Raw genomic sequence first — 23223 nt, 5'->3', positions numbered from 1 at the left:
GACATGGCCGACACCACGGGACGTCCCGCGCGCAAGCACCACGGGCTGTCCGCGAAAACCCTGCGCAGCCTGGAGCACGCCTCCGGGCGGCTGGCGAGCGCGAGCGTCGCGGAAATGGAACGCCGCCTGGTGTGGTTCGCGCGGCTGCCCGCCGACCAGCGCGCCAGCGTCCTGCTCATCACGCAGACCGGGGCCAGCGGATTCGTCGCGTGGCTGCGGGATTCGAAAGAAGCGCTGCAGCTCACCACCGAGGCCTTCCGCGACGCGCCGACCGAAGTGTCGCGCTGGATCAGCCTGCGCCAGGCCGTCGCGATGGTGCGGCTCGCGATCGAGGTATTCGAGGAGCAGCTCCCCGAATTCGCCGCGTCGGAGGCCGAACGTGCCGCGTTGATCGAAGGAATTCTGCGCTACGGCAGGGAAATCGCTTTCGCCGCGGCCAACTCCTACGCCGCGGCGGCGGAAGCGCGCGGCGCGTGGGACGCCCGGCTCGAAGCGCTCGTGGTCGACGGAATCGTCCGCGGGGACGCCGAAGAATCCGTCCTTTCGCGGGCCGCGGCGCTGGGCTGGGATCCGGCGGCGGCAGCGACCGTGTTGGTGGGGAATCCGCCCTCCGACGACCCGCCGACGGTGGTTTTCGACGTCCGCGCCCGCGCCGCGCGCGTCGGCCGCGCGGTACTGCTGTCGGTGCAGGGCTCGCGGCTGGTGATCGTGATCGGCGGCCCCACCGAGGGCGGGCCGAAGGAACGCGAAATCCTCGCCCGGATGTCAACGGTGTTCGCCGACGGCCCGGTCGTGGCCGGTCCGACAGTGCCGACGCTGGCCGAGGCGCACCACAGCGCGGCCGAAGCCCTGTCCGGGCTGCGGGCGGTGGTCGGCTGGCCCGCCGCGCCGCGCCCAGTGCGCTCCGACGATCTCCTCCCCGAACGCGCACTCTCCGGCGACCCCGGCGCGGAACGGCTGCTGGTCGACCTGGTGGCCCGGCCGCTGGAAGAAGCCGGAGCGGCCTTGCAGCGGACGGTCGAGACCTATCTGGACACTGGCGGAGTGCTGGAACGGTGCGCGCAAACGCTGTTCGTGCACCCGAACACGGTCCGGTACCGGCTGCGCAAAGCCGCCGAACTCACCGGCCGCAACCCGACCGACGCCCGCGACGCGCTGGTGCTGCGGGTCGCGCTGACGGTGGGCAGGCTCGCCCGCGCCCGCGGGCTTTGGTGACCGCCTGAGCCGGGCGCCGCTGCCGCACCCGATGCGGGCGTTCGGTGCGTTGTGCCGCTTCGCGGCCGTTGGGCGCAGCCCGCTACGGAGATGCGGAGCACCCGGCCGGGCCGCTTGGCTTCCTGCTCCGGCGACCGGCAGCCGAGGACAACTGGTGGCGTCGGACGCCACATGGGGGACATCCCGTACCCGAGCCCGCGTCCGGTGGAAGCGCCGCTGATCTCCGGCCCGCCGCTCCGAGGCGCGAGCAAGCCGTGACAGGGGCGTGGCGAGCGCGTGGCGGGTGACGGACTTCACGGCAAGCGCTGGTTGAATCCCACAAGGCGGATGGGTTAAGGACCGGGTTCTCCGGCGGGTCTTTGGAGGTTTCCTCCAATTACGCCGCACGGACTTGGTGACCGCCCGCATCTGAAGCACTGACCGGTCCCGTGGTCTCATAGACACCGTGACAGTTGCAGTCCTCTCCCCCGGCCAGGGTTCCCAAGCCCCCGGCATGCTCGCTCCGTGGCTCGAGCTCGACGGTGCCCGCGCGCGCGTCGAAGAGTGGTCCGCCCGCTGCGGGCTCGACCTGATCCGGCTCGGCACGGAGGCCGGAGCCGAGGAGATCCAGGACACCGCTGTCGCGCAGCCGCTGATCGTCGCGCTGTCCCTGCTGTCCTTCGAGCACCTGCCGGTCCCCGCGGACGCCCCGGTCGCCGGCCACTCCGTCGGCGAACTGGCCGCGGCCGCGATCGCCGGCGTGCTCAGCCCCTCCGACGCCGTCGCGCTCGCCGCGGTCCGCGGCGCGGAGATGGCCAAGGCGTGCGCGCTCGAACCGACGTCGATGGCCGCGGTGATGCTCGGCGACCCCGAGGAAGTCGCCGCGTGGCTGGAAAGCCAGGGCCTCGCCGCCGCGAACCGCAACGGGGCCGGGCAGATCGTCGCCTCCGGGTCCGCCGCCGCGATCGAGCGCATCGTCGCCGAGCCGATGGAGGGCACGAAGATCCGTGCGCTCAAGGTCGCCGGCGCCTTCCACACGCCCTACATGGCGCCCGCGGAAGACGCCCTGCGCGAGCACGCCGCCGGCCTCTCCCCGGCCGACCCGGCGCGCCCGCTGCTGTCCAATGCCGACGGTCAGGTCGTCCCGAGCGGCGCGGAGTACCTGCGCAGGCTCGTCGCCCAGGTGACCCGCCCGGTCCGCTGGGACCTCACCATGGACGGGCTCGTCTCGCTCGGCGTGGACCGCACCGTCGAACTGGCGCCCGCGGGCACCCTGACCGGACTGGTCAAGCGGCAGCTCAAGGGCGTCGTCACCACTACCACCGCGCTGAAGTCGCCCGCCGAGCTGGCGGCGCTGCGCGAGGAGGANGGCTTCGGCAGCTACCAGCCGGACCGGATCGTCACGAACGACGACCTGTCGCAGGTCATGGACACCAGCGACCAGTGGATCCGCGACCGCGTCGGCATCGTCGAGCGGCGGTTCGGCGAGAAGGACGACGTGCTGGTCGACTACGCCGTCGCCGCCGGGTCCGAAGCGCTCGCCGACGCGGGCGTCGACGCGTCCGAAGTGGACACCGTCATCGTGCCCAACTGCACCATGCCCTCGCAGATCCCGAACGCGGCCGGGCAGATCGCCGCGCGGATCGGCGTCCCGAGCCCCGGCGCGTTCGACCTCAACGCCGCGTGCGCCGGATTCTGCTACGGCCTCGGCGTCGCCTCCGACCTCGTGCGCGCGGGCTCGGCGAAGAAGGTCCTCGTGATCGGCGCGGAGAAACTCACCGACGTGGTGGACCCGGCCGACCGCGCGAACGCGATCATCTTCGCCGACGGCGCGGGAGCCGCGGTGGTCGGCGGGTCCGACGAACCGGGCATCGGCCCGGTCGCGTGGGGCAGCGCGGGCGACCTCGTCGACCTCATCTACATGCGCGATCACCAGTGGATCTACCAGGAGGGCCAGTCGGTCTTCCGCTGGGCGACCACGCAGATCGCGCCGATCGCGCTGCGCGCGCTCGAAGCCGCCGGGCTGCAACCGTCCGATGTGGACGTGCTGGCGCCGCACCAGGCGAACCTCCGGATCGTCGAGTCGATCGCCAAGAAGCTGCGCGCCAAGGGGGCGCGCGAGGACATGGTGGTGGCCGACGACATCAAGTACTCGGGCAACACCTCGTCCGCTTCGATCCCGATGGCGCTGGACCACATGCGCAAGGCGGGAACGGCGAAAAGCGGCGACGTGGTGCTGGCGGTCGGCTTCGGAGCCGGGCTTTCCTATGCCGCGCAGGCGTTCGTCCTGCCCTGAGCGATACTTCCCCCGCGGGCGCCGTGCCCGCGAGCGGACCTCCAGAAGAACCGAGAAGGGAACAACACCGATGGCTGACAACACTGAGATTCTCGCCGGCCTCGCCGAGATCGTCGAAGAGGTCGCCGGCGTGGCTCAGGACGACGTCACCGCCGAGAAGTCGTTCGTGGACGACCTGGACATCGACTCGCTGTCGATGGTCGAGATCGCCGTGCAGGCCGAGGACAAGTTCGGCGTCAAGATCCCGGACGACGAGCTGGCCAACCTGAAGACCGTCGGCGACGCGGTGAACTACGTCTCCGCCAACTCGAAGTAAGTCCTCTTCGTACCCGGGCCCCGGTCCGGAGCCGACCTTGGGGAGACACCCATGAGCAACATCGACGTCGTGATCACCGGTATGGGCGCGACCACGCCGCTGGGCGGGGACGTCGCGTCCACCTGGGACGGTCTGCTGGCCGGCCGCAGCGGGATCCGCACGATCGAGGCGGACTGGGCGGCGGAGCTGGACCTGCCGGTGCGGATCGCGGCGCAGCTCGCCGTCGAGCCGACCGACATCCTGCCCCGCGTGCAGGCCCGCCGGCTCGACCGGTGCGAGCAGGTGGCGATCATCGCCGCCCGCCAGGCCTGGGCCGACGCCGGGTTCGCCGAGCAGACCGACGAGCACGCCGACGTCGAACCGGAACGCCTCGGCGTCTCGATCGGCACCGGGGTCGGCGGGCCGGTGACCCTGCTGACCCAGAACGATCTGTTGCACCAGCAGGGTCTTCGCAAGGTCTCGCCGCTGACCGTGCCGATGCTGATGCCGAACGGTCCCGCCGCGCACGTGGGCATCGACCTGAAGGCGCGGGCCGGGGTGCACTCGCCCGCGTCGGCGTGCGCGTCCGGAGCCGAGGGCATCGCGAACGGCTTCGAGATGATCCGGTCCGGCCGGGCCGACGTGGTGGTCGCGGGCGGTTCCGAGGCGTGCATCCACCCGATCACCGTCGCCGGGTTCGCCCAGGCGCGCACGGTGTCGACGCGCAACGACGACCCGGCCGCGGCGTCGCGTCCGTTCGACGTGAGCCGCGACGGCTTCGTGCTCGGCGAGGGCTCCGGCGTCGTCGTGCTCGAACGTGCCGACCGCGCGAAGGCCCGCGGCGCGCGGATCTACGCGAAGCTGGCCGGCTACGGCCTGACCTCCGACGCCTACCACATCACGGGCAACCACCCGGAGGGCATCGGGCAGATCGCGGCGATGCGCGCGGCGATGACGATGGCCGGACTGTCCCCTTCGGACATCGGCCACGTGAACGCGCACGCGACGTCCACTGTGGTCGGCGACATCGGCGAGGCGGCCGCGATCCGGTCGGCGATCGGCGAGCACCCGGTGGTCACCGCGCCGAAGGGCGCGCTCGGCCACCTCGTCGGCGGGGCGGGCGCGGTCGAGGGCATCGCGACGATTCTCGCGCTGTACGAGGGAGTCGTGCCCGCGACGCTGAACCTCACCGAACTGGACCCGAAGGTGCAGCTCGACGTCGTGGCCGGGGAGAACCGCAAGGTCGAACTCGCCGCGGCGCTGTCCAACTCGTTCGGTTTCGGCGGGCACAACACCGCGCTGCTGTTCACGCCGGCGAGCTGAGTCCCCTTTTCACGCTGAAGGGCCCCTGCGGGAATTTCTCCCGCAGGGGCCCTTCAGCGTTTCACCGGGTTTTCAGCACTTGTCGTGTTCGGTGGCCGTGCCGTCGACGGTGTCGATCCGGTACGAGCCGTGCTCGAATTTCATCGGCAGCACCAGCCGCCAGTGGATGCACTTCTCCGGGAAGTCGACCGGGGCCTCGTCGAGCGACTGGGTGCTGGTGAACCCGACCAGGGCCCGCAGCGTTCCCTGCGCGCCCGGTTCGATGCGGTACAGCATGACGTCGACGTCCTTCGTGGACCGGAAGTTGCGGTGCCAGTCCGCTTCCGGCGTCTTGCTGNGTCTTGCTGCGGCGCGCGTCGCTGACCGTCTCGGTCCAGGCTTCGTAGTTCTTCTGGTTCAGCGCGGTGAAATAGGCCTTCAGCACGGTGCGGACGGCGGCGTCCTGCGGGTGGTTCTGGGCGTCCGGGGTGACCCCGACCTCGACCGCGCCGGACTTGTCGGCCGAACCGCCGCTGGTCGTGGCGGACGGCGCCATGGCCTCGCTGTCGGTCGCACGCGGGGAATCGGGGCGGCGGTACAGCTCGCGGGCGAGCAGACCTCCGGCGACGGTGATGGACAGCACCACCACGAGCACGGGGATCAACCACCGCTGACGGGACGGCGGGGCCGGGTGAACGCTCACCCGGGTGAGGGTACCGTCCTCGCTCACCCGACCTGGTGCAGCCAGGTGACCGGGGCGCCGTCGCCCGCGTGCCGGTACGGCTCAAGCGCCTCGTCCCAGGCCGCGGCGAGGAGTTCGTCGAGTTTGTGCGCGAGGGTTTCGCCGCCGCGGGTCATGCTGACGAGCGCGCGCAGCTGGTCCTCGCCTACGACGATGTCGCCGTTGGCGCTGGTGCGGCCGTGCCAGAGGCCGAGTCCGGGCGCGAAGCAGAACCGCTCGCCGTCGACGCCCGCGCTGGGTTCCTCGGTGATTTCGAAGCGCACCATCGGCCACGCCTTGAGCGCGCCGGCGAGTTTGCCCGCGGTTCCTGCGGGCGCGCTCCAGCTGCATTCGGCCCGGAGCTGTCCCGGACTGGCCGGCTGGGCCGTCCACTTCAGCTCGACGCGGGCGCCAAGGGTGCCCGAAATAGCCCACTCGACGTGCGGACATACCGCAGACGGCGACGAGTGGACGTACACCACGCCTCGGGTGCTGCCACGGGTGCTCACTGCTGACCTCCGCTTGTTCGACGAGGGACGTCTTCCCCTACGACCTCTCGAACCTTGCGCAGGTTGCGTAGCCTCCACGGCAGTTCCCGACCTGTGTAGCACATTCTGCACCCCAACCGTGCCGTTTGGCCACATGAACACCACAAGTCGCAGCGGACGACCCATTGTGGTGAGGCACGCCGACGCGAGGGCGCGGAGCATGGTTCCGGCGGCCCGGCACGCTAGCGTGGTGCACCGGAAACGCTGCGGATTCGACAGGAGATTTCGGTGCGACTGGTCCGTCTCGGGCAGCAGCCCTCGCGCGTCGCGGAAGACGTGCGGGCCGCACTGGCCTCCCTCGGCCGGGGGAGCACGGTGATCGGCGGCGTCGCGCTCGTCGGCGCCCGCCCGGCCGGAGACCGTCCGGTCGAGGCGGTCGTCGTGCTGCCCGCGGGCGTGCTGGTCGTGATCGGCGTGGACCTGCCCGACCCGGCCCTGCGCCTCGAAGCGCCGCTGGGCGGCCCGTGGAAAGCGGACGGCTGGCCCCTGGTCCACGGCGACGACGTCAACCCCGCCACCGAAGCGCTCGACCTGTCCCAGGAATGCGAACGCCGCATCGCGGAGCTCGGCGGAGGCCCGGTCGGCACGATCGTGGCGGTCGGCCCGTACGTGGAAACGGTCGACCAGCCGCCGGGCGACCTCGCGGGCCCGGTCCGGGTCCTGCACCCGACGCCGACGACCATGCTGGCGGCGACGGTCTCCCTGGCCACGGCGCGGCATCCGCGGTCGGTGGACCAGGCGCGGGCGTTGATCGCGGCGCTGGCGCCGGATGCGCCGGAGCTTTCGGACGAGGTTTTGCGCGGAGAAGGGTTCGTCCGGTTCGCGGACGACGTTCCGGTTCCTCCTGGGCCCCGGTCTCCCGGTGGGTCCGCTGGCGCTGCTTCGGCTGGTTCGGCCGGTGCTGCTGGCGTTGCCAGCGCTGGCCCGGCGAGCAATCGCACTGCCGCCGCGAACTCCGGTTCCTCGACGGGCCCCGCTCTGGCAGCTCCTGGAAGCGACGCCGGGCCGAGCACAGCCGCCGCTGCCAGCCCAGGAACGGCCGCGGTCTCCGCAGGCGCCGCTGCCGGCCCAACGGCCGGGGTCTCCGCAGGCACCGTCGGCGCTGCTGCGTCGACGGCGGCGACGTCCGGCCCTGCCGGAGCCGCCGCCGAGCCCGGTGCGGCTGGGTCCGGTTCCGGCTCGCCAGGTCCGGGAAACTCCGCTCCAGACTCGGCCCGGGTCGATGCTGCCGGGTCAGGCGCCACCGGGTCGAACACTTTCGCTTCCGGCGCCGCTCCGTCCGGCGCCGTCGGATCGGGGGCAGCCGCATCCGGTGCCGCCGGTTCCGGCTCGGCCAAGCCCGACGCTGCCGGTTCGGGTCCGGCTGGTTCCGCCAGCGCTGGCACCGATGCCGCGATCGCGGCTGGACGATCCACCGCGGATGCCGTCACCGGCGACACCGCGGGGCCGCAAAACCCAGCCGGTGCCGAAGATGCCCGGGGCCTTCCCGTCTTCCCTGGCAACGGCACTACCGCTTCGGGCGCTATGGAGCCGAAGGCTGCTGCTTCCCCCAGCAACCCTTCCGCCGCTCCCCCGGTGCCGCGGCCGAAGATCATCGCGGTGCGGCCGCCTCGGCCGGAGATTCCGCCGATCGAACTGGGGTCGCTTTCGGAAGCGCCTGCCGAGTCCGCTGCCCCGCCCGAGGCTCCGACCGAGAAGATGCCGTCACCGGCGAAACCGCGGGACGCCGGACGTCCACGCGGAGCCGTTCCGCCGGTCGTGCCCGGGAACGGGCCCTGGCCGAGCAGTCCGCCGCAACCGGCTCCGGCCGCGGGCGAGGGAGCGATGCCGGCCGCCGACCCCGGTACCAGTGCGGGGGCAGGAACCGGATCGGGACCAGCCAGTCCCGGAACCGGAGCACCAGCCACCGGAGCGGGAGCGGAGACAACCGCCGCCGCAGGACCCGGCACCGGGGCAGGGGCGACCGCCGCGGCGGGAACCGGCGCCGGGGCAGCCGGAGCCGGGCCGGACGCCCCGGCCGGGCCCGGAAAACCGGCCTCCCGGACGGTCAAGTGGGTGCCGATCGCGGCGATCGTCTTGCTGGTCGCCCTGGTGGTGTCGGCGATCGTCGTGGCGACAAACGGCGGAGACGACACCGCCGCGGCACCGCCCGCCGGCAGTGCGCCGCCGAGCAGCGTGCCGAGTCCGGCACCGAGCAGCGCGAAGCCGAGCGTCCCCCCGGCCCCGGCCCTCGCCTTCGAACCCCGGGCGAGCAGCGCCGACCAGAAGTGCGCCTCGCACGCTTTCGGGGACGTCCAGGCGAGTCTCCAGCAAACCAGCTGCTCCGCGGTCCGCCGCGCGAGCTACACGGCGCTCGTGGACGGACGGACGGCCGCGGTCACCGTCGCGGTGGTCGAGTTTTCCGATGCCGGGCAGGCCAATCACCTCAAGCAGGTCGCCGACAATCCGGGCGGCGGCGGAATCCTGGACGTCGCCACGGAAACCGGCAAGTGGCCCTCGGGCCCGCCGCAGTTCGACGGCGCCGCCTACGCCAGCAAGATCGACGGGAACGGCGTCCGGATCGTGCAGGCGGTCTGGCAACCCGGACCGTCCACTGCGGACGATCCCGGCCTCGCCCGCGCGGCGAAAGGCGCGCTCGACTTGCAGCTGCCGTCCTGAGGGAACAGCTCAGCGGCCGATCGCGTCGAGTTCGCCACTGCCCTGCCGAGCGAACGGCTAGGCCACCAACCACACCCAACCCGCCACCGCCACACCGAGCGAACAGCTCAGCCACCAACCACGCTCAACTCACCGCCGCCACACCGAGCGAACAGCTCAGCCACCAACCACACCCAACCCGCCACCGCCACACCGAGCGAACAGCTCACTGCCACCCGTTCTCCAGCAGGTCGAACGCCACGTCGACAACCCGCGGCGGATCGTCCGAACGATCGGCCAGCGCAGCCGTCTCCAACGCGAAATGGGCGAGCACCGCGCACCGCGGATCGTCCTCGGGCGCACCGGTTTCCTCCGTGATCACGCGGCTCAGCGTGTGCTCGTGCCCCATCCACATCTTGTGCCAGTACTCGGCGAGCGCGGGCGTCTCCCGCACCAGCCGCAGCAGCGGTTCGGCCTCGGCGCGGATGCCGGAGGTCGCCCGCACGTGGATGTGCGCGCGCAGCGCCTCCAGCACCGACGTGCCTTCCGGGCGGTCGCGGACGGCCGAGACCAGCGCCTCGTCCACCTCGGGCTCCCGGTCGAAAACGAGAGCTTCCTTCGTCGGGAAGTGCTTCATCAGCGTGGTGGTGGACACGTCGGCGGCGTCGGCGATCTCGCGCACGGTCACCTGGTCGTAGCCCCGCTCCAGGAACATCCGCAGGGCGGCGTCGGCCAGCGCCTGACGGGTCGCCGCCTTTTTGCGTTCACGCCGGCCGGGAACGGGGGCACTGGTCATGCCCCCGACGCTACCGGACCGCACCGTCGTTCAGAGCCCGTAAGCCTCCAGCAGCCGCAGCCACACCTCGCTGATCGTCGGGAAGGCGGGGACCGCGTGCCACAACCGGTCCAGCGGCACTTCGCCGACGACCGCGATCGTCGCCGAGTGCAGCAGTTCCGCCACGTCCTGGCCGACGAACGTGACACCCAGCACGACGCCGCGTTCGGTGTCGACGACCATGCGCGCTTTGCCCTGGTACCCATCGGCGTGCAGCGAGGAACCGGCGACCGCGATGTCGATGTCCACCACCCGGTCCGCGGACCCGTCGCGCGCCTCGGTCAGGCCGACCGACGTCACCTCCGGATCGGTGAACACCACTTGCGGCACCGCGTGATGGTCGGCGGTCGCGCTGTATCGGCTCCAGGGTTCGGTCGAGATCTCCTCGCCGCGGGCGCGGGCGGCGACCGAGTCCCCGACGACGCGAGCGGCGTATTTTCCCTGGTGGGTCAGCAAAGCACGGCCCGTGACGTCGCCCGCGGCGTACAGCCAGCCACCCTCCACAGCGGACACTCGGCCGCTTTCGCCGACCTGGAGCGGGCCGTCGGTGGGCAGGCCGAGGACGTCCAGCCCGATTGTGCTGGTCGCGGGCGCGCGGCCGGTGGCGACCAGGAGCTCGTCGACGACGATCTCGCCGCCGCCGGACAGTTTCAGCCGCGCACCACCGTCCACACTGGACACTTCGGTCAAGCCCGAGTTCGTGTGCGCGCGGACGCCCGCCTCGCGCAATCCGTCCAGGACCAGGTCTCCGGCGAACCCGGGCAGCCGGGGCAGCGGGCGTTCGCCGGTGATCACGAGGTCGACCCGCGCGCCGAGCCGGGCCCACGCCTGCGCCATCTCGACGCCGACCACACCGCCGCCGAGCACGCCGAGCCGTCCGGGCACCTCGGTCGCCGACGTCGCTTCCCGCGAACCCCACGGCTTGATGGTGTCCAGCCCCGGAATCCGCGGCGTGCGCGGAACGCTGCCGGTGCACACGATCACCGCGTGCCGGGCGGTGAAAACGCGGCCGTCGTCGAGGGTGACCTCGCGCTCGCCGGTGATCCGGCCGTAGCCGCGCACGGGTTCGATGCCCGCGCCGCGCGCCCATTCGACCTGGCCGGAGTCGTCGCCCTTGCCGGTGAACCAGTCGCGGCGGGCGAGCACCTTTTCCGCGTCGAGCGCGTCGCCGATCGGCACGCCGGGCATCCGCTTGGCCGCGGCGAGCAGGTTTCCCGGGCGCAGCAACGCCTTGCTCGGGATGCAGGCCCAGTACGAACACTCCCCGCCGAACCGTTCGTGTTCGAGGAGCGCCACCTTGAGCCCGCCCTTGGCGGCCCGTTCGGCGGCCACTTCCCCGACCGGACCCGCCCCGATGACCACGACGTCGAAAGTCTCAGCTGCCATGAGCACAGCGCACACCACCGCGCAGGTTCGCGCAAGCCTGCCGGTATTCTCGTCCGAGAGCTGCAAGAAACCGGCGGCACCGCGGAATCCGGGTCGTCGCCGTGCCGGTTGCACGCACGACCACGATCGAGCACGGGAGGCTCCCTTGGCGAGGAACACTGCTGTCCGCATTCAGGACGACCTGACCGGAGGACGCGCGGCCGAGACCGTCGCCTTCGCGCTGGACGGCGTCGAGTACGACATCGACCTCGGCGCCCGCAACGCGACCGCGCTTCGGCGGCTGCTGGAGCGGTACGCCAAGGCAGGCCGCCGGACGGGCGGACGGAAACTGCGGCCGCGGCTCGTTGCCGGGGCGAAGAAGACCGAGCCGAAGCCGGCGGCGGAGAAAGCGGCCGCGGCGGGCAAGGCCGGGAAAGCCGTTGCTGGCAAGAGGACTGCTGCCGCCGGTACCGCGAAGACCGCCCGAACGGGTGGCGCGACCGGGGCTGCCGGCCGGACCGCGCGCAAGTCCGCCGCCGCCAAGCGGGCGAAGGCCGCGACCAAGACCACCGCGAAGACGACCAGCGCCGCGACAGCCAAGCCCGCGCCCAAGCCGACGAAGGCCGCCGCGATCAAGACCCCCGCAGCGACCGCCAAGACACCCACACCCGCAAAGACCGCCCCGGCCAAGACCCCCGCAGCGACCGCCAAGACACCCACACCCCCGAAGACCGCCCCGGCCAAGACCGCCGCAGCGACCGCCAAGACACCCGCACCCGCGAAGGCCGCCCCGGCAGCGACCAAGTCCGCCGCCAAGCCGCGCCGCCGCGCCGCCAGCGCAGTGCCGCAGGTGCTGTTCTCCTCCTCCAGCAACTGATCCGTCCGTGCGGAGGCCCCTGAGGGAATCTGACTCCCTCAGGGTTGCCCGCACGGACTTCCGTTACGAACGCTGGCGTCCCTCGGCATGCCAGTCCGGGTATTCGTAGCGGCTCCACAGCAATGCCCGCTGCCGCTCCAGCTCCCCCGGCGCCGGTTCGCGCGGCGGGAGCGGACCGAGCAGTCCCGCCGCGGCCGCGCGGACGGTGTCTTCCACTTCCGCCAGCGGCAACCGCACCCCGTGGTCAAGCAGGGACGCGACCTTGCTCCGGTGCGAATCCAGCGGCTTCGGGTCCGGCGGCGGACCGGTGAGATACGCGCCGACGCGAGCGGCATCGGTGTCGACCAGCAGCGTCGAATGCGCCAGCAGCACGTCTTTGGTCCGGAATACCGCGAACCCGCACAGTTTCGCGTCGCCGACGAAGATCCCGCGGTCGCCGATCTTGGCCGGAAGGCCGAGTTTCTCCACCGCGGCGGCCATCACGAGACCAAGCATTTCCAACGGACGCGGCGCGGGGCCGGGCACCACGAGCGTCACGTTGAGATTGCCCGGGTCGTGGAACACCGTGCCGCCGCCGCTGGCTCGCCGCAGCACCGGAACGCCGTCACGAGCGCATTCGTCCACGCGGACCTCGCGGGCGATTCGCTGACCGCGGCCGACAACCACGCACACCGGGTTCCGCCACAGCCACACCACCGGCGCTGTCGGCCCCTCGCGCAGCAGCGCCTCGTCGAACGCCAGGTTGAGCACTGGGTCGGTGAACTCGGCTCGGACTTCCGACCCGCTCGGCATAGCGTTCCTCCACGATCTGCTGGACCCCGGGATCGTAGAACAGGCTCAGGAGGCGGCCGGTCCGAGCAGGTCCCAGCGGTTGCCCGCGAGGTCGCGGAACACGGCGACCCGGCCGTAGGGCTCGGTCCGCGGTTCGCCGAGGAACTCCACCCCGGCGTCCCGCATCCGCTCGTAGCTGGCCGCGAAGTCGTCCACCCGCAGGAAAAACCCGACCCGGCCGGCGTGCTGGTCGCCGACCGCACGGGACTGCCGTTCGCCGTCGGCCTGCGCCAGCAGGATGCCGGTTTCGCCGCCGGGCGGGCGGACGACCACCCATCGTTTGGGGCGGCCGTCGTTGGTGAGCGACGGCGAGTCCTCGGCCAGGTCGAAGCCGAGCGCGCGGGTGAAGAAGGCGATCGCCTCGTCGTAGTCGTCGACGATGATCGCGGTCAGCTGCAGGAAGGCCACGGGCGCTAAGACTGCCAGTGCGCCGCGCCGAGCAGAATCATCCGGAGCCGTTTTTCCGCCGCGACCAACGTGCGCTCGTCGGCGGCGGTGTCGCCGGGACGGATGTCCAGCAGTTCGGCGACCGTGCCGAGCATCGCGGTGACGATGAGGTCGGCCAGCAGGTGCAGGTCCTCGGTGGGCCAGGTGCGCAGCGGATCGAAGCGCGCCAGGTCCAGCGCCAGATCGCTGGAGAACATCCGCATCTCGACCGCGATCGCCCGGGACACCGCGCCCGGCCCGGCGTAGCGCTCGCGCGTGACGAACCGGAAGTGGTCCTCGTGCTCGCGGACGTGCCGGTGCAGCGTGTGCACCGAAGCCCGGATCATGCCGCCGTAGCCGCTCTGCTCGGTGCGNCGGTGCGCGCGCCGCGAAGCAGCCCGCGCAGCGTGCGCGTGGTCTCCTCGACCAGCGCGACGCCCAGCTCCTCCATCGACGAGAAGTGCCGGTAGAACGCCGTCGGCACGATGCCCGCGCCCTTCGCGACCTCGCGCAGCGAAAGGCTGGCGAAACTCCGGTCGGCGAGCAGGTCGAGCGCCGCGTCGAGCAGCGCCTGACGGGTGCGCTGTTTGCGCTCCTGCCGGCTCACCGGGCCGGCCGGCTCCTCGGCTGCGGACACGTCGAGCAGCGTACTGGCGATCGCCGCATGGCCCACGTCACATCACCTCGCTTCCGCGTTGACAGGCCCCGGGGCCGTGCCCCCACACTAGTCAGTGTACGACTGTGCACTCAACCTTCTGGAGGGGTGATGACCGCACTGCTCCCGCGCCGCGTGCGCGGGCTCGTCTCGCTCGCCGAGGCGCTGCTCACCCCGCACGGCGCGGACCGGTACCTCGAACTGGTCGACCCGATGCTGGTGCGGCGCGAGATCCGCGGCCGCGTCACCGCCGTGCGGCATCAGACGCCGGACACCGTCACCTTCACGGTGCGGCCGAGCCGGGCATGGCAGGGCTTCCGCGCGGGCCAGTACGTGCGGATGCAGGTGGAGATCGACGGCGTGCGCCGCACTCGCTGCTACTCGCCGTGCGGCGCGCAGGGCAGCGGCGACCTGGAGTTCACCGTGAAAGCCGACCCGAAGGGCCTGGTGTCGCGGCATCTGCAGGACACCGCCGCCGGCGCGGTGGTCGGACTTTCGCCGGCGGACGGCGAATTCACCCTGCCCTCGCCGCGCCCGGACCGGATCGTGCTGATGAGCGGCGGCAGCGGGATCACGCCGGTGCTCGCGATGGCCCGGACGCTCGTCGCCGAGGGACACCCCGGCGAGATCGTGTTCCTGCACTACTCGAACACCGCCGAGGACGCGCTCTACCGCGCCGAACTGGCGGAACTCGCCACCCGGCACCCGGCGTTCCGCGTGGTCCACGCCCACACCCACGCCCGCCGCGGCGGCGACCTGCACGGCCTGTTCTCCGTCGCGCACCTGGAGAAGGCCGCGCCGTGGTTCCGCGAGGCCGAGACTTTCCTCTGCGGCCCTGCTCCACTGATGACCGCCGCCCGCGAACTCTTCGAAAGCGAGGGTTTGAGTGCACAACTGCACACCGAAGAGTTCACGGCAGCGCCGTTGACCTTCGCCGCCGAGGCAGCCGAAGGCCGAGTGCGCTTCGCCCGCAGCGGCCGGGAGTGCGACAACTCCGGCAAGCCGCTGCTCGAACAGGCCGAGGACGCGGGCCTGACGCCGGAACACGGGTGCCGGATGGGCATCTGCTTCTCCTGCACGCAGCTCAAAACCGCCGGACGCGTCCGCAACGCCCGCACCGGCGAGGTCTCCGGCGAGGAGAACGAAGAGATCCAGCTCTGCATCAGCGTCCCCGTCGGGGACGTCGAAATCGACGCCTGACCACCGGAGGTAGCAGCATGACCGGCTTGCAGGACCGCTTGACCCCCGCACAGGTCGAGGAATTCGGCCGGGAACTCGACGCACTGCGCCAGCGGATCGTCGACGACCTCGGCGAGGAAGACCTCGACTACATCCGCAAGATCATCAAGACCCAGCGCGCGCTGGAGGTGACCGGCCGCGGCCTGCTGTTCGCCGGCTTCCTGCCGCCCGCGTGGCTGGCCGGCGTCGCCGCGCTGGCGGGCGCGAAAATCCTGGACAACATGGAGATCGGCCACAACGTGATGCACGGCCAGTACGACTGGACGCGCATCCCGGAGCTGAGCTCGCAACGCTTCGAATGGGACACCGTCGCGCCGGCGGAGAACTGGCGGCACTCGCACAACTACATCCACCACACCTACACCAACATCGTCGACAAGGACCGCGACGTCGGCTACGGAATCCTCCGGATGGACCCAGCGCAGAAGTGGCATCCGTACTACCTGGGCAACCCGGTGTACGCGACGCTGCTCGCATTGCTGTTCCAGTGGGGTGTGATGCTGCACGACCTGGAGGTCGACCGGGTCGTGAAGGGCGAGCGGACGTGGGCGGAGAACGTGCCGGTGCTGCGCCGGATCGTCCGCAAGGCCTCCCGCCAGATCGGCAAGGACTACGTCCTGTTCCCGCTGCTCACCGGCCCGCTGGCGCCGCTGACGCTGCTGGGCAACGCGAGCGCCAACCTGGTCCGCAACCTGTGGGCGTTCTCGATCATCTTCTGCGGCCACTTCCCGGCGGACGTCGAAAGCTTCACCGAGGAGGAGACCGAGAACGAAACGCGCGGCCAGTGGTACCTGCGCCAGATCCTGGGCTCCGCGAACATCACCGGCAGCCCGCTGTTCCACATTTTGTCCGGGAACCTGTCGCACCAGATCGAGCACCACCTGTTCCCGGACCTGCCCGCACGCCGCTACCCGCAGATCGCGGGCGAGGTGCGGGAAATCTGCGAACGCTACGGCCTGCCCTACCACACCGGCCCCCTGCACAAGCAACTGTGGTCGGTAGCGAAGAAGATCGCGCGGCTGGCCCTCCCCGGAAAACCGGCCGCGCCCGCTACCGTGGACCCGGAACGGCAACTCCGAGCAGCCTGAGGAAGCCCATGGTCGGCCCATTCGAAAGTGGCAAGGACACCGTGCAGGAGCTGACGGAGTCCGCGGCCACCCACATCGGCAACATCGCCACGATAATTACTGGCGCAGTCCGCGACATAGCGCGCGAAACGGGCGACTGGTTCACGGACATGATCGAAATGCGCGAAGCAGCACAACGCGCCAAAGAAGACGACGTCCGCCTGGACCAACCTCCCACAACAGACTGACGCGTACGTGAGGGGAACCCTGATTCCCTCAGGGTTCCCCTCACGTACAGCCGCAGGCCGCTGCACCGCCCGCGCAGCCCTCCCGCACAATCAAGCTTCGGGGCGCCCACGCCAAGACCACGGCAATGTCCGCCCCAGGCGACGAGGTAGGGCTACCCCCCGCCCAACCACACGGGCCACCCCGCTACCCCCCCGCCCCCACAACCCGGCAAACTCAACCAGGTGACCGCCACCCCGCCCCGCGCCCCGCGGAACCGCACCGGTCACCCCATGAACCCCACCCTCCGCCGCCTCTGGCCCGCCACTCCCCGCCAGGCCCTGGCCGAAGCAACCTGGATCGCCACAACCGGCCTGCTCCCGTTGCTCTCCGTACTACTTCTCCTGGCGGGGACAACCCTCGGCCTGGCCCTGACCCCCGTCCTCGCAGGCCTCCTGATCCTCACCGGAGTCCTCAAGACCGCCAGGCTCTTCGGCGGCCTCCACCGCCGCCTGGCCGCCCGGCTCCTGAACCTCCCCCTCCCGGCCCCGCCGAGAACCGACCTCAAACCCGGCCTGTGGAACTGGCTGACCGCCCGCCTGTCCGACCGGACAGCCTGGCGATCCGTCGCCTACCTCCTGGTCCGCCTGCCCACCGCCCTCCTGGCCCTGCTGGGCACCGGCGCCCTCGGCTTGTACGGCCTGGCCTCCTTCACCTACCCCTTCACCTGGCTGCTCGAGACCAGACCCGGCCACGGCCTCCCGGTCTTCAACATCCAGAGCGACACCTGGACAGGCTCCCTGGTCTGGTGCGTCTCCGGCATCCTGGTCCTGGCGGTCTGGCCCGCCTTCGTGCACCTGATCACCGGAGTGGACCGCCTCCTCCTCCGCACCCTCGTGGCCGACCCAGACCTGCGCGAACGAGTCCGCTTCCTCGAAGAAACCCGCGCCACCGCCCTCGACGACGCGGCGGAACAACTCCGCCGCATCGAACGCGACCTCCACGACGGCGCCCAAGCCCAACTGGTCGCCATGGCCATGAAACTGGGGCTGGCAAAGGAAGAACTGGCCGCCGGCCCCGTCGACCTCGACCAGATCCGCACCCTGGTCGAGGCCGCCCACGGCAACGCCAAACAAGCCCTCACCGAACTGCGCGACCTGGCCCGCGGCATCCATCCCGCCGCACTGGACAAAGGCCTGAATCTCGCACTGTCCACATTGGCCAGCTCCGCCGATTTCTCCGCGGCAGTCACCGTGGAACTGAGCCGCCGCCCGCCACCGTCGCTGGAAACGATCGTCTACTTCGCCGCCGCCGAACTCATGACCAACGCGTCCAAACACGGCGCCGGACGCTGCACAGTCCTGGTCGAAGACCGCGAAGACGTCCTGCGCCTGACCGTAATCGACCATGGCCCAGGCGGTGCCGCGATCATCCCCGGCGGGGGACTGTCGGGCATCGCCGAACGCCTCCGCCCCGCCGACGGGGACCTGACCGTGTCGAGCCCGGACGGCGGCCCGACCGTCGTCACCGCCACGCTCCCGCTGCCCCGCTAAACTCGGTGAAATGAGGGGGAAACCGTGCGGATCGTGATCGCGGAAGACTCGGCCATTCTGCGCCAGGGCCTAGTCGAACTGCTGGGCCTGCGCGGCCACGAGGTAGCAGCGGCGGTGAAGAACGCCGACGACCTCCGGACCGCCGTCCGCGAGCACCGGCCCGATGTGTCTATTGTGGACATCAGGATGCCGCCGACCCACACCGACGAAGGCCTGCGCGCGGCGATTGACCTGCGCGCCGAACGGCCCGGCTGCGCGATTCTGGTCTTCTCGCAGTACGTCGAGACCAACTACGCCAAGCAACTGCTCGCCGGGGAAGCAGGCGCGGTCGGCTACCTGCTGAAGGACCGCGTCGCGGAGGTGTCGGACTTCCTCACCGCGCTGGAACGCGTCGCCGCCGGAGAGACGGTGCTCGATCCGGAAGTCGTCCGCCAGCTGTTCGCGACCACCGGCCAGGCCGGCCCGCTCGCCGAGCTGACACCGCGCGAACGCGAGATCCTCGGCTTGATGGCGCAGGGCCGGTCGAACTCGGCGATCGCGGCGGAGGCGTTCCTGTCCGCGGGCTCGGTCGAGAAGTACGTGACGAGCATCTTCGGCAAACTGGGCCTGCCGCCGTCGGACGGGCACAACCGGCGCGTCCTCGCCGTGCTCCGCTATCTCGATTCCTGACGCCTACCCTGACGGTATGTACTCCACCGAGATCGAGGTGCACACCGGCAACACCGCGGTCGTGCACAACCTGACCCGGGAGGCCGAAAGGTTCCTGCGCGACGCCGACGCCACCGACGGCCTGCTGCACGTGTGGGTGCCGCACGCGACGGCCGGGCTCGCCGTGCTGGAAACCGGCGCGGGCAGCGACGACGACCTCCTCGCCGCGCTCGACGATTTGCTCCCCCGCGACAACCGCTGGCGCCACCAGCACGGCACCGGCGGACACGGCCGCGACCACGTGCTCCCGGCGTTCCTCCCGCCGTACGCGACCGTGCCGGTGCTCGGCGGCGTGCTGCTGCTCGGCACCTGGCAGTCGGTGTGCCTGGTGGACACGAACGTCGACAACCCCGTCCGCCGCGTCCGCTTCAGCTACCTCACCGGCTGAACCCGCCGTAGCATCGCTGCCGTGACGGCCATTCGCGCGCACCGGCTGGTGCTCTGGGACATCGACCACACGCTCGTCGACTACACCGGGCTGGGGATCGGCTGGTACGGCTCCGCGCTCGCCGCCGCGACCGGCGCGGAGTTCCGCACGCCCCCCGACTTCGGCGGCCGGACCGAACGCGCGATCACCGCCGACGTGCTGAAGACGCACGGGATCGAACCGGACGAGGACACCATCCAGCGGATGTGGCGGGAGCTGATCGCGGCCGTCGAACGCGCCAGGGAAACGCTGCCCGAGGAAGGCCGGGCGCTCGACGGCGCGGCGGCCGTACTCGCCGACTTCGCCGGCCGTGAGGGCGTCGTGCAGAGCCTCATCACCGGAAACCTGCCGGAGATCTCGCTGCACAAGCTCGCCGCGCTCGGTCTCGACGAACATCTCGACCTGGAGATCGGCGGCTACGGCTCGCTTTCGGCCCGCCGCGCGGATCTGGTCCCGCACGCCGTAAAAGCAGCGGAAACGAAGCATGGCACGGAATTCCCTGCTGAATCCGTAGTAATCCTCGGGGACACTCCCCACGATATCGAGGCCGCTCTCGATTACGGCGCGGTGGCGATCGGTGTCGCTACTGGCCGGTTTTCCGCCGAACAACTGACTGCCGCCGGCGCGCACCTGGTTTTGCCGGACCTCGCCGACCTTTCCGCCGTCCGCGCGGCAGTGCTCGGGACGCCGTGAGGCAGGCGACCGGAATCACTCGTTCGGGCGGCATTCGGTGTCAACCCCTGTTCCGGGTCGGATACGCCGCTCATTAGCCGAATGCCAGCTTCTTTGCGCTGGTGAGAGTGTTGCCGTACGCCGAGCGTCAGTCTTGGGACCAGGGTCGGGTCCCCCTGGGGTAGCAGTCCCTTAGGGGGAGAAGTAGGTCCGACGGCCGATGACCGCTTAAGATCGCCGCGCCAAACTTTCCCCATGACGATCGCACAGGGGGGAACCGGCCTCACGGCCGGAGAGGCACGCGGACGGCTAGCAGTGCTGTGGCACCGGATTCCGTTCACGACGACTGTCGTGCTCGCCATCTTGATCACCGGCGTCGCGACCGGTTCGCTCTGGCATGCCGCCGAGCACCAGCACGCTTTCCACTATTACGCCTACGGCCTTCCCTCGCTCGAACACGGCCGCTGGTGGACGCTGTTCACCGGGCCGTTCTACGCCCTGCGCCCGTGGTTCTACCTGCCGATGGCGGGCAGTTTCGCGTTGATGGCCGGATTCGCCGAATGGCACCTCGGCACCCGGCGTGCGATGGCGGTGACCATCGGCGGGCAAGTGGTGTCCACGGTCGTGGCGGTGCAGTTCCTTGAACTTTCCCGCAATTCCGGCTGGGCGTGGGCCGACCGGATCTCCGGCACGCTCGACGTCGGTTTCTCCGGCGGTGCGCTCGCCGCGATCGCCATCACCAGCGCGACCCTGCGCACGCCGTGGCGACTGCGCCTGCGAGCCGGGCTTTGCGTGTACGCCGGGGTAGCGATCGTCTATGTCGGCACGCTCGCCGACCTCGTGCATTTCTTCGCACTCGTTCTCGCACTGCCGCTGGGCCGCCGGCTCGCCGGGCCCGCCGCACGCAACGCGAACAAGCCGTCGCTGCGCGAATGGCGGCTGCTCGCGTCCGCCGGACTGGTGCTGCTGGTCGTCGCCGAAGTGGTGATGTGGCTGGTCCCCGGCGACGGCCCGTTCGGTTCGTCCGACTCGATCTCGTTGTCCGGCAACGAACTTCTCCCGCTGTGCGTTGTCGCGGTGCCGATCCTCAACGGGCTGCGCCGCGGTTCGCGGTTCGCCTGGCGGTGCGCGATCGCGCTGTGCGTGCTCGCCGCCTCGCAGATGGCGGTCCTGGCCGGGCTCGTCGCGATCACCCAGCTCATCCGCGAGGACTACAACCTCAGCAGCCCGCCGCTGTTCATTGTGGACAATCTCTTGTGGACGGTCGAACTGGTGCTGCTGATCTCCGCGCGGCGCGCGTTCCGGGTGCCTTCGCGACGCAGGCGGCGCAAGCTGTTCCGCGGCGGGCCGGACCCGGCCTTCGCCCGGCTTCTGCTGGGCCGCAACGGCGGCAGCACCATCTCGTGGATGACGACCTGGCCGCAGAACACCTACTTCGTCGCCTCCGACGGTGCGTCGTACCTGGCCTACCAGCGGCACGCGGGCGTCGCGGTCGCGCTCGGCGACCCGGTCGCGCCGGACGGGACGAGCGACCGCACGCTGCGGGAATTCTCCGCGATGTGCGAGAACACCGGGCTCGTGCCGTGCGTGTTCTCCGCGACCGCGGCAACCGTCGCGCAGACCGCGAAACTGGGCTGGCAGCACGTCCAGGTCGCCGAGGACACGTTGGTGGACTTGGAAAACCTCGAATTCCGCGGCAAGGCCTGGCAGGACGTGCGGACCGCGCTGAACCGCGCGAAGAAGGACGGGATCGAGTTCCGGCTGGTGCGGCTGGCCGAACAGCCGTGGTCGATCCGCGAACAGGTGCGAACGCTGTCCGAGGAATGGATCTGCGACAAGGGCCTGCCGGAAATGGGCTTCACGCTCGGCGGCGTGGACCAGGCGATGGACCCGGCGACCCGGGTCGGTCTCGCGGTCGACTCCGGCGGCACGGTGCACGGCGTGACGTCGTGGCTGCCGGTGCACACCGGCGACGGCGAGGTCGGCGGCTGGACGCTCGACGTGATGCGCCGCCGCGCGGGCGGATTCCGGCCGGTGATGGAGTTCCTGATCGCCTCGACCTGCCTGGCGTTCCGCGAGGAGGGCGCGAAGTTCGTGTCGCTCTCGGGCGCGCCGCTGGTCCGCAGCAACGACAGCACGCCGCGGCAGATGGTCGACCGGATGCTCGACGCGCTCGGCTCGATGATGGAGCCGTACTACGGATTCCGTTCCCTGCACGCGTTCAAGGCGAAGTTCCAGCCGCGGCACGAGCCGCTGTACCTCGCTTACCGCGACGAGGCCGATCTGCCGCGGATCGGGATCGCGCTCGGTCGCGCGTACCTGCCCAACGCCGGGCTGATGGACTTCGCGAAACTGGCGCTGCGGCGTCAGCGCGTGGTCGGCGGCGGCGTGGTCGTGGACCGCTCCGCCGCCGGGACGCCGCGGTAACTGTGCAGAATCCGGACGAGGTCGTCCCGGGACGCGGAGCCCGGGCGGCCCTGTTCGGAATACGCGACCAGCACGGCCGACTTTTCGCCGGCGTCGAGCGCGAGCGCCCCGACCAGCACGCTCCGCGGCTGGCACGGCGCGTTGCTCGGGGCCACCTCGGCGACCACGAGCGTGCCCTCGCGGCTTTTGTTCTCGATCTTGACCTCGGTCTTCTCCGGCGCGCCGGGCGTCACCTTCGCCGCCGGTGCGCCCTGACCGGTGTATGCGCTGACGCCCAGGTCAGTGACGGCCTTGCGAGCGGCTTCAGCGGCGTCGCCGGTCTTCTCGGCGGTGAAACCCGAGCCGCCGATCTGGCCGACCGGATCCTCCTTGCAGCTTCCCTTGCCGAGGAACGCGCTGGTGGACAGGTTGATCCCGGGCGATCCGGCGGCCGGGTCCCAGCCGTGCAGCGTGGTCGGAGCCGGCTCCCAGGACGGCGGCACGTCGTAGGCGTAGCTGCCGTCTTTGCCTGCCACTGACTGCCATCCCGCGACCACCGGCGGCACGACGACGCGGGGATCCGGCTGATAGGTGTACGGGGCGCGCGGAGTGTCGTCCGTGCGGGCGGAACGGTGGCTCTTGGCGGAGAAGGCGGTGTAGCCGAACACCCCGATCAGGATGACGATCGGGACCGCCTTGACCAGGCGGAGGTTGGCCTTGCGGGGCGTCCCTCGCCGGAGCTGTGCCGGAGTGAGGGTCTGCCGCAGGGGATCCGGAGTGTCCTGCGGCTGCGGGGCTGGTTCGGACGGCGCCGGGCCGGTTCTCCCGTACCCGGCGCTCGGGAACTTCGGCGCGTCGGACGGCTCGTACCCGCCGAAACCGCCCAGCGCGGCGTTGTCCCGGTATCCGCCGTCATCGCGGCGTTTGCGTCCGAACCAGCCCAC

General features: G+C 71.0%; 22 protein-coding genes and 2 pseudogenes. 16 read left to right on the top strand and 8 right to left on the bottom strand.

What is annotated here, in order from left to right; all coding sequences use genetic code 11:
* The first annotated feature begins 3 nt into the window (after positions 1-3).
* From A4R44_RS36340 to A4R44_RS36320, 5 genes and pseudogenes are all read left to right on the top strand, one after another.
* The gene (locus A4R44_RS36340; protein ID WP_067591139.1) at positions 4-1215 is read left to right on the top strand and encodes a CdaR family transcriptional regulator; all 1212 of its coding nucleotides are present in this window, start codon (positions 4-6) and stop codon (positions 1213-1215) included.
* A 445-nt stretch (positions 1216-1660) separates the two neighbouring features.
* Positions 1661-2554: pseudogene (locus A4R44_RS49530) on the top strand (ACP S-malonyltransferase); the annotation flags it as partial.
* Positions 2540-3490: a beta-ketoacyl-ACP synthase III gene (locus A4R44_RS36330; protein WP_304456053.1), complete on the top strand. Its 951-nt coding sequence runs from the start codon at positions 2540-2542 to the stop codon at positions 3488-3490. The pseudogene A4R44_RS49530 and the gene A4R44_RS36330, both read left to right, overlap by 15 nt.
* Before the next feature lie 70 nt (positions 3491-3560).
* Positions 3561-3806: an acyl carrier protein gene (locus A4R44_RS36325; RefSeq protein ID WP_037820481.1), complete on the top strand. Its 246-nt coding sequence runs from the start codon at positions 3561-3563 to the stop codon at positions 3804-3806.
* A gap of 51 nt (positions 3807-3857) precedes the next feature.
* Positions 3858-5108 carry a beta-ketoacyl synthase gene (locus A4R44_RS36320; RefSeq protein ID WP_067591136.1) on the top strand — a complete coding sequence of 417 codons (1251 nt, stop codon included), beginning with the start codon at positions 3858-3860 and terminating at the stop codon, positions 5106-5108.
* A 72-nt stretch (positions 5109-5180) separates the two neighbouring features.
* Here the strand turns inward: A4R44_RS36320 and A4R44_RS51185 are convergent, their stop codons facing one another.
* Positions 5181-5384 (bottom strand): hypothetical protein, encoded by a 204-nt coding sequence (locus tag A4R44_RS51185; RefSeq protein WP_232791935.1) that lies wholly within the window; start codon positions 5382-5384, stop codon positions 5181-5183.
* A gap of 191 nt (positions 5385-5575) precedes the next feature.
* Between A4R44_RS51185 and A4R44_RS51180 the strand changes: the two genes are divergently transcribed.
* Positions 5576-5761: a hypothetical protein gene (locus A4R44_RS51180; RefSeq protein WP_232791934.1), complete on the top strand. Its 186-nt coding sequence runs from the start codon at positions 5576-5578 to the stop codon at positions 5759-5761.
* Positions 5762-5813: 52 nt separating this feature from the next.
* Here A4R44_RS51180 and A4R44_RS36310 read toward each other — a convergent pair whose 3' ends face one another.
* Positions 5814-6317 carry a DUF3145 domain-containing protein gene (locus A4R44_RS36310; RefSeq protein WP_093576929.1) on the bottom strand — a complete coding sequence of 168 codons (504 nt, stop codon included), beginning with the start codon at positions 6315-6317 and terminating at the stop codon, positions 5814-5816.
* Between the two features lie 267 nt (positions 6318-6584).
* On the opposite strand from A4R44_RS36310, the gene A4R44_RS36305 reads away from it, so the two are divergent.
* Positions 6585-9014, top strand: a complete 2430-nt coding sequence (locus A4R44_RS36305; protein ID WP_067591133.1) for a hypothetical protein — start codon at positions 6585-6587, stop codon at positions 9012-9014.
* A gap of 205 nt (positions 9015-9219) precedes the next feature.
* On the opposite strand, the gene A4R44_RS36300 is transcribed toward A4R44_RS36305, so the two are convergent.
* A complete protein-coding gene (locus A4R44_RS36300) occupies positions 9220-9789 on the bottom strand; it encodes a TetR/AcrR family transcriptional regulator (protein WP_067591130.1) in 570 nt (189 codons plus the stop codon).
* A 30-nt stretch (positions 9790-9819) separates the two neighbouring features.
* A complete protein-coding gene (locus tag A4R44_RS36295) occupies positions 9820-11214 on the bottom strand; it encodes an NAD(P)/FAD-dependent oxidoreductase (protein WP_067591217.1) in 1395 nt (464 codons plus the stop codon).
* A 145-nt stretch (positions 11215-11359) separates the two neighbouring features.
* Between A4R44_RS36295 and A4R44_RS36290 the strand changes: the two genes are divergently transcribed.
* A complete protein-coding gene (locus A4R44_RS36290; protein WP_067591127.1) occupies positions 11360-12070 on the top strand; it encodes a histone-like nucleoid-structuring protein Lsr2 in 711 nt (236 codons plus the stop codon).
* A 63-nt stretch (positions 12071-12133) separates the two neighbouring features.
* On the opposite strand, the gene A4R44_RS36285 is transcribed toward A4R44_RS36290, so the two are convergent.
* The 3 genes and pseudogenes from A4R44_RS36285 to A4R44_RS36275 form a co-directional block, all read right to left on the bottom strand.
* On the bottom strand, positions 12134-12862 hold the full coding sequence (locus A4R44_RS36285; RefSeq protein WP_067591125.1) for a lipoate--protein ligase family protein: 729 nt from the start codon (positions 12860-12862) through the stop codon (positions 12134-12136).
* Between the two features lie 45 nt (positions 12863-12907).
* Positions 12908-13309: a VOC family protein gene (locus tag A4R44_RS36280; RefSeq protein ID WP_198545568.1), complete on the bottom strand. Its 402-nt coding sequence runs from the start codon at positions 13307-13309 to the stop codon at positions 12908-12910.
* A gap of 5 nt (positions 13310-13314) precedes the next feature.
* Positions 13315-14000, bottom strand: a pseudogene (locus A4R44_RS36275) (TetR family transcriptional regulator).
* Positions 14001-14093: 93 nt separating this feature from the next.
* Between A4R44_RS36275 and A4R44_RS36270 the strand changes: the two are divergent.
* The 8 genes from A4R44_RS36270 to A4R44_RS36235 all read left to right on the top strand — a co-directional run bounded on the left by A4R44_RS36270 (position 14094) and on the right by A4R44_RS36235 (position 22300).
* The gene (locus A4R44_RS36270) at positions 14094-15182 is read left to right on the top strand and encodes a ferredoxin reductase (protein WP_067591123.1); all 1089 of its coding nucleotides are present in this window, start codon (positions 14094-14096) and stop codon (positions 15180-15182) included.
* A 17-nt stretch (positions 15183-15199) separates the two neighbouring features.
* The gene (locus A4R44_RS36265) at positions 15200-16309 is read left to right on the top strand and encodes an acyl-CoA desaturase (RefSeq protein ID WP_067591120.1); all 1110 of its coding nucleotides are present in this window, start codon (positions 15200-15202) and stop codon (positions 16307-16309) included.
* An 8-nt stretch (positions 16310-16317) separates the two neighbouring features.
* Positions 16318-16536, top strand: coding sequence for a hypothetical protein (locus A4R44_RS36260; RefSeq protein ID WP_067591117.1), 219 nt, complete (start codon positions 16318-16320; stop codon positions 16534-16536).
* A 270-nt stretch (positions 16537-16806) separates the two neighbouring features.
* Positions 16807-18066 carry a sensor histidine kinase gene (locus A4R44_RS36255; protein WP_067591114.1) on the top strand — a complete coding sequence of 420 codons (1260 nt, stop codon included), beginning with the start codon at positions 16807-16809 and terminating at the stop codon, positions 18064-18066.
* Positions 18067-18090: 24 nt separating this feature from the next.
* Entirely contained in the window at positions 18091-18735 is a 645-nt protein-coding gene (locus A4R44_RS36250; RefSeq protein WP_043834330.1) for a response regulator transcription factor, read from the top strand.
* A gap of 16 nt (positions 18736-18751) precedes the next feature.
* Entirely contained in the window at positions 18752-19162 is a 411-nt protein-coding gene (locus A4R44_RS36245; protein ID WP_037820381.1) for a YjbQ family protein, read from the top strand.
* A gap of 30 nt (positions 19163-19192) precedes the next feature.
* Positions 19193-19894 (top strand): haloacid dehalogenase-like hydrolase, encoded by a 702-nt coding sequence (locus A4R44_RS36240; protein ID WP_067591211.1) that lies wholly within the window; start codon positions 19193-19195, stop codon positions 19892-19894.
* A gap of 234 nt (positions 19895-20128) precedes the next feature.
* Positions 20129-22300, top strand: coding sequence for a bifunctional lysylphosphatidylglycerol flippase/synthetase MprF (locus tag A4R44_RS36235; protein WP_093576937.1), 2172 nt, complete (start codon positions 20129-20131; stop codon positions 22298-22300).
* On the opposite strand, the gene A4R44_RS36230 is transcribed toward A4R44_RS36235, so the two are convergent.
* Positions 22240-23223, bottom strand: a complete 984-nt coding sequence (locus tag A4R44_RS36230; RefSeq protein ID WP_067591108.1) for a hypothetical protein — start codon at positions 23221-23223, stop codon at positions 22240-22242. The genes A4R44_RS36235 and A4R44_RS36230 overlap by 61 nt on opposite strands.

The organism is Amycolatopsis sp. M39, assembly GCF_001651785.1.
GTDB lineage: Bacteria > Actinomycetota > Actinomycetes > Mycobacteriales > Pseudonocardiaceae > Amycolatopsis > Amycolatopsis rubida.
This window is presented reverse-complemented; position numbering and strand designations above follow the sequence as displayed.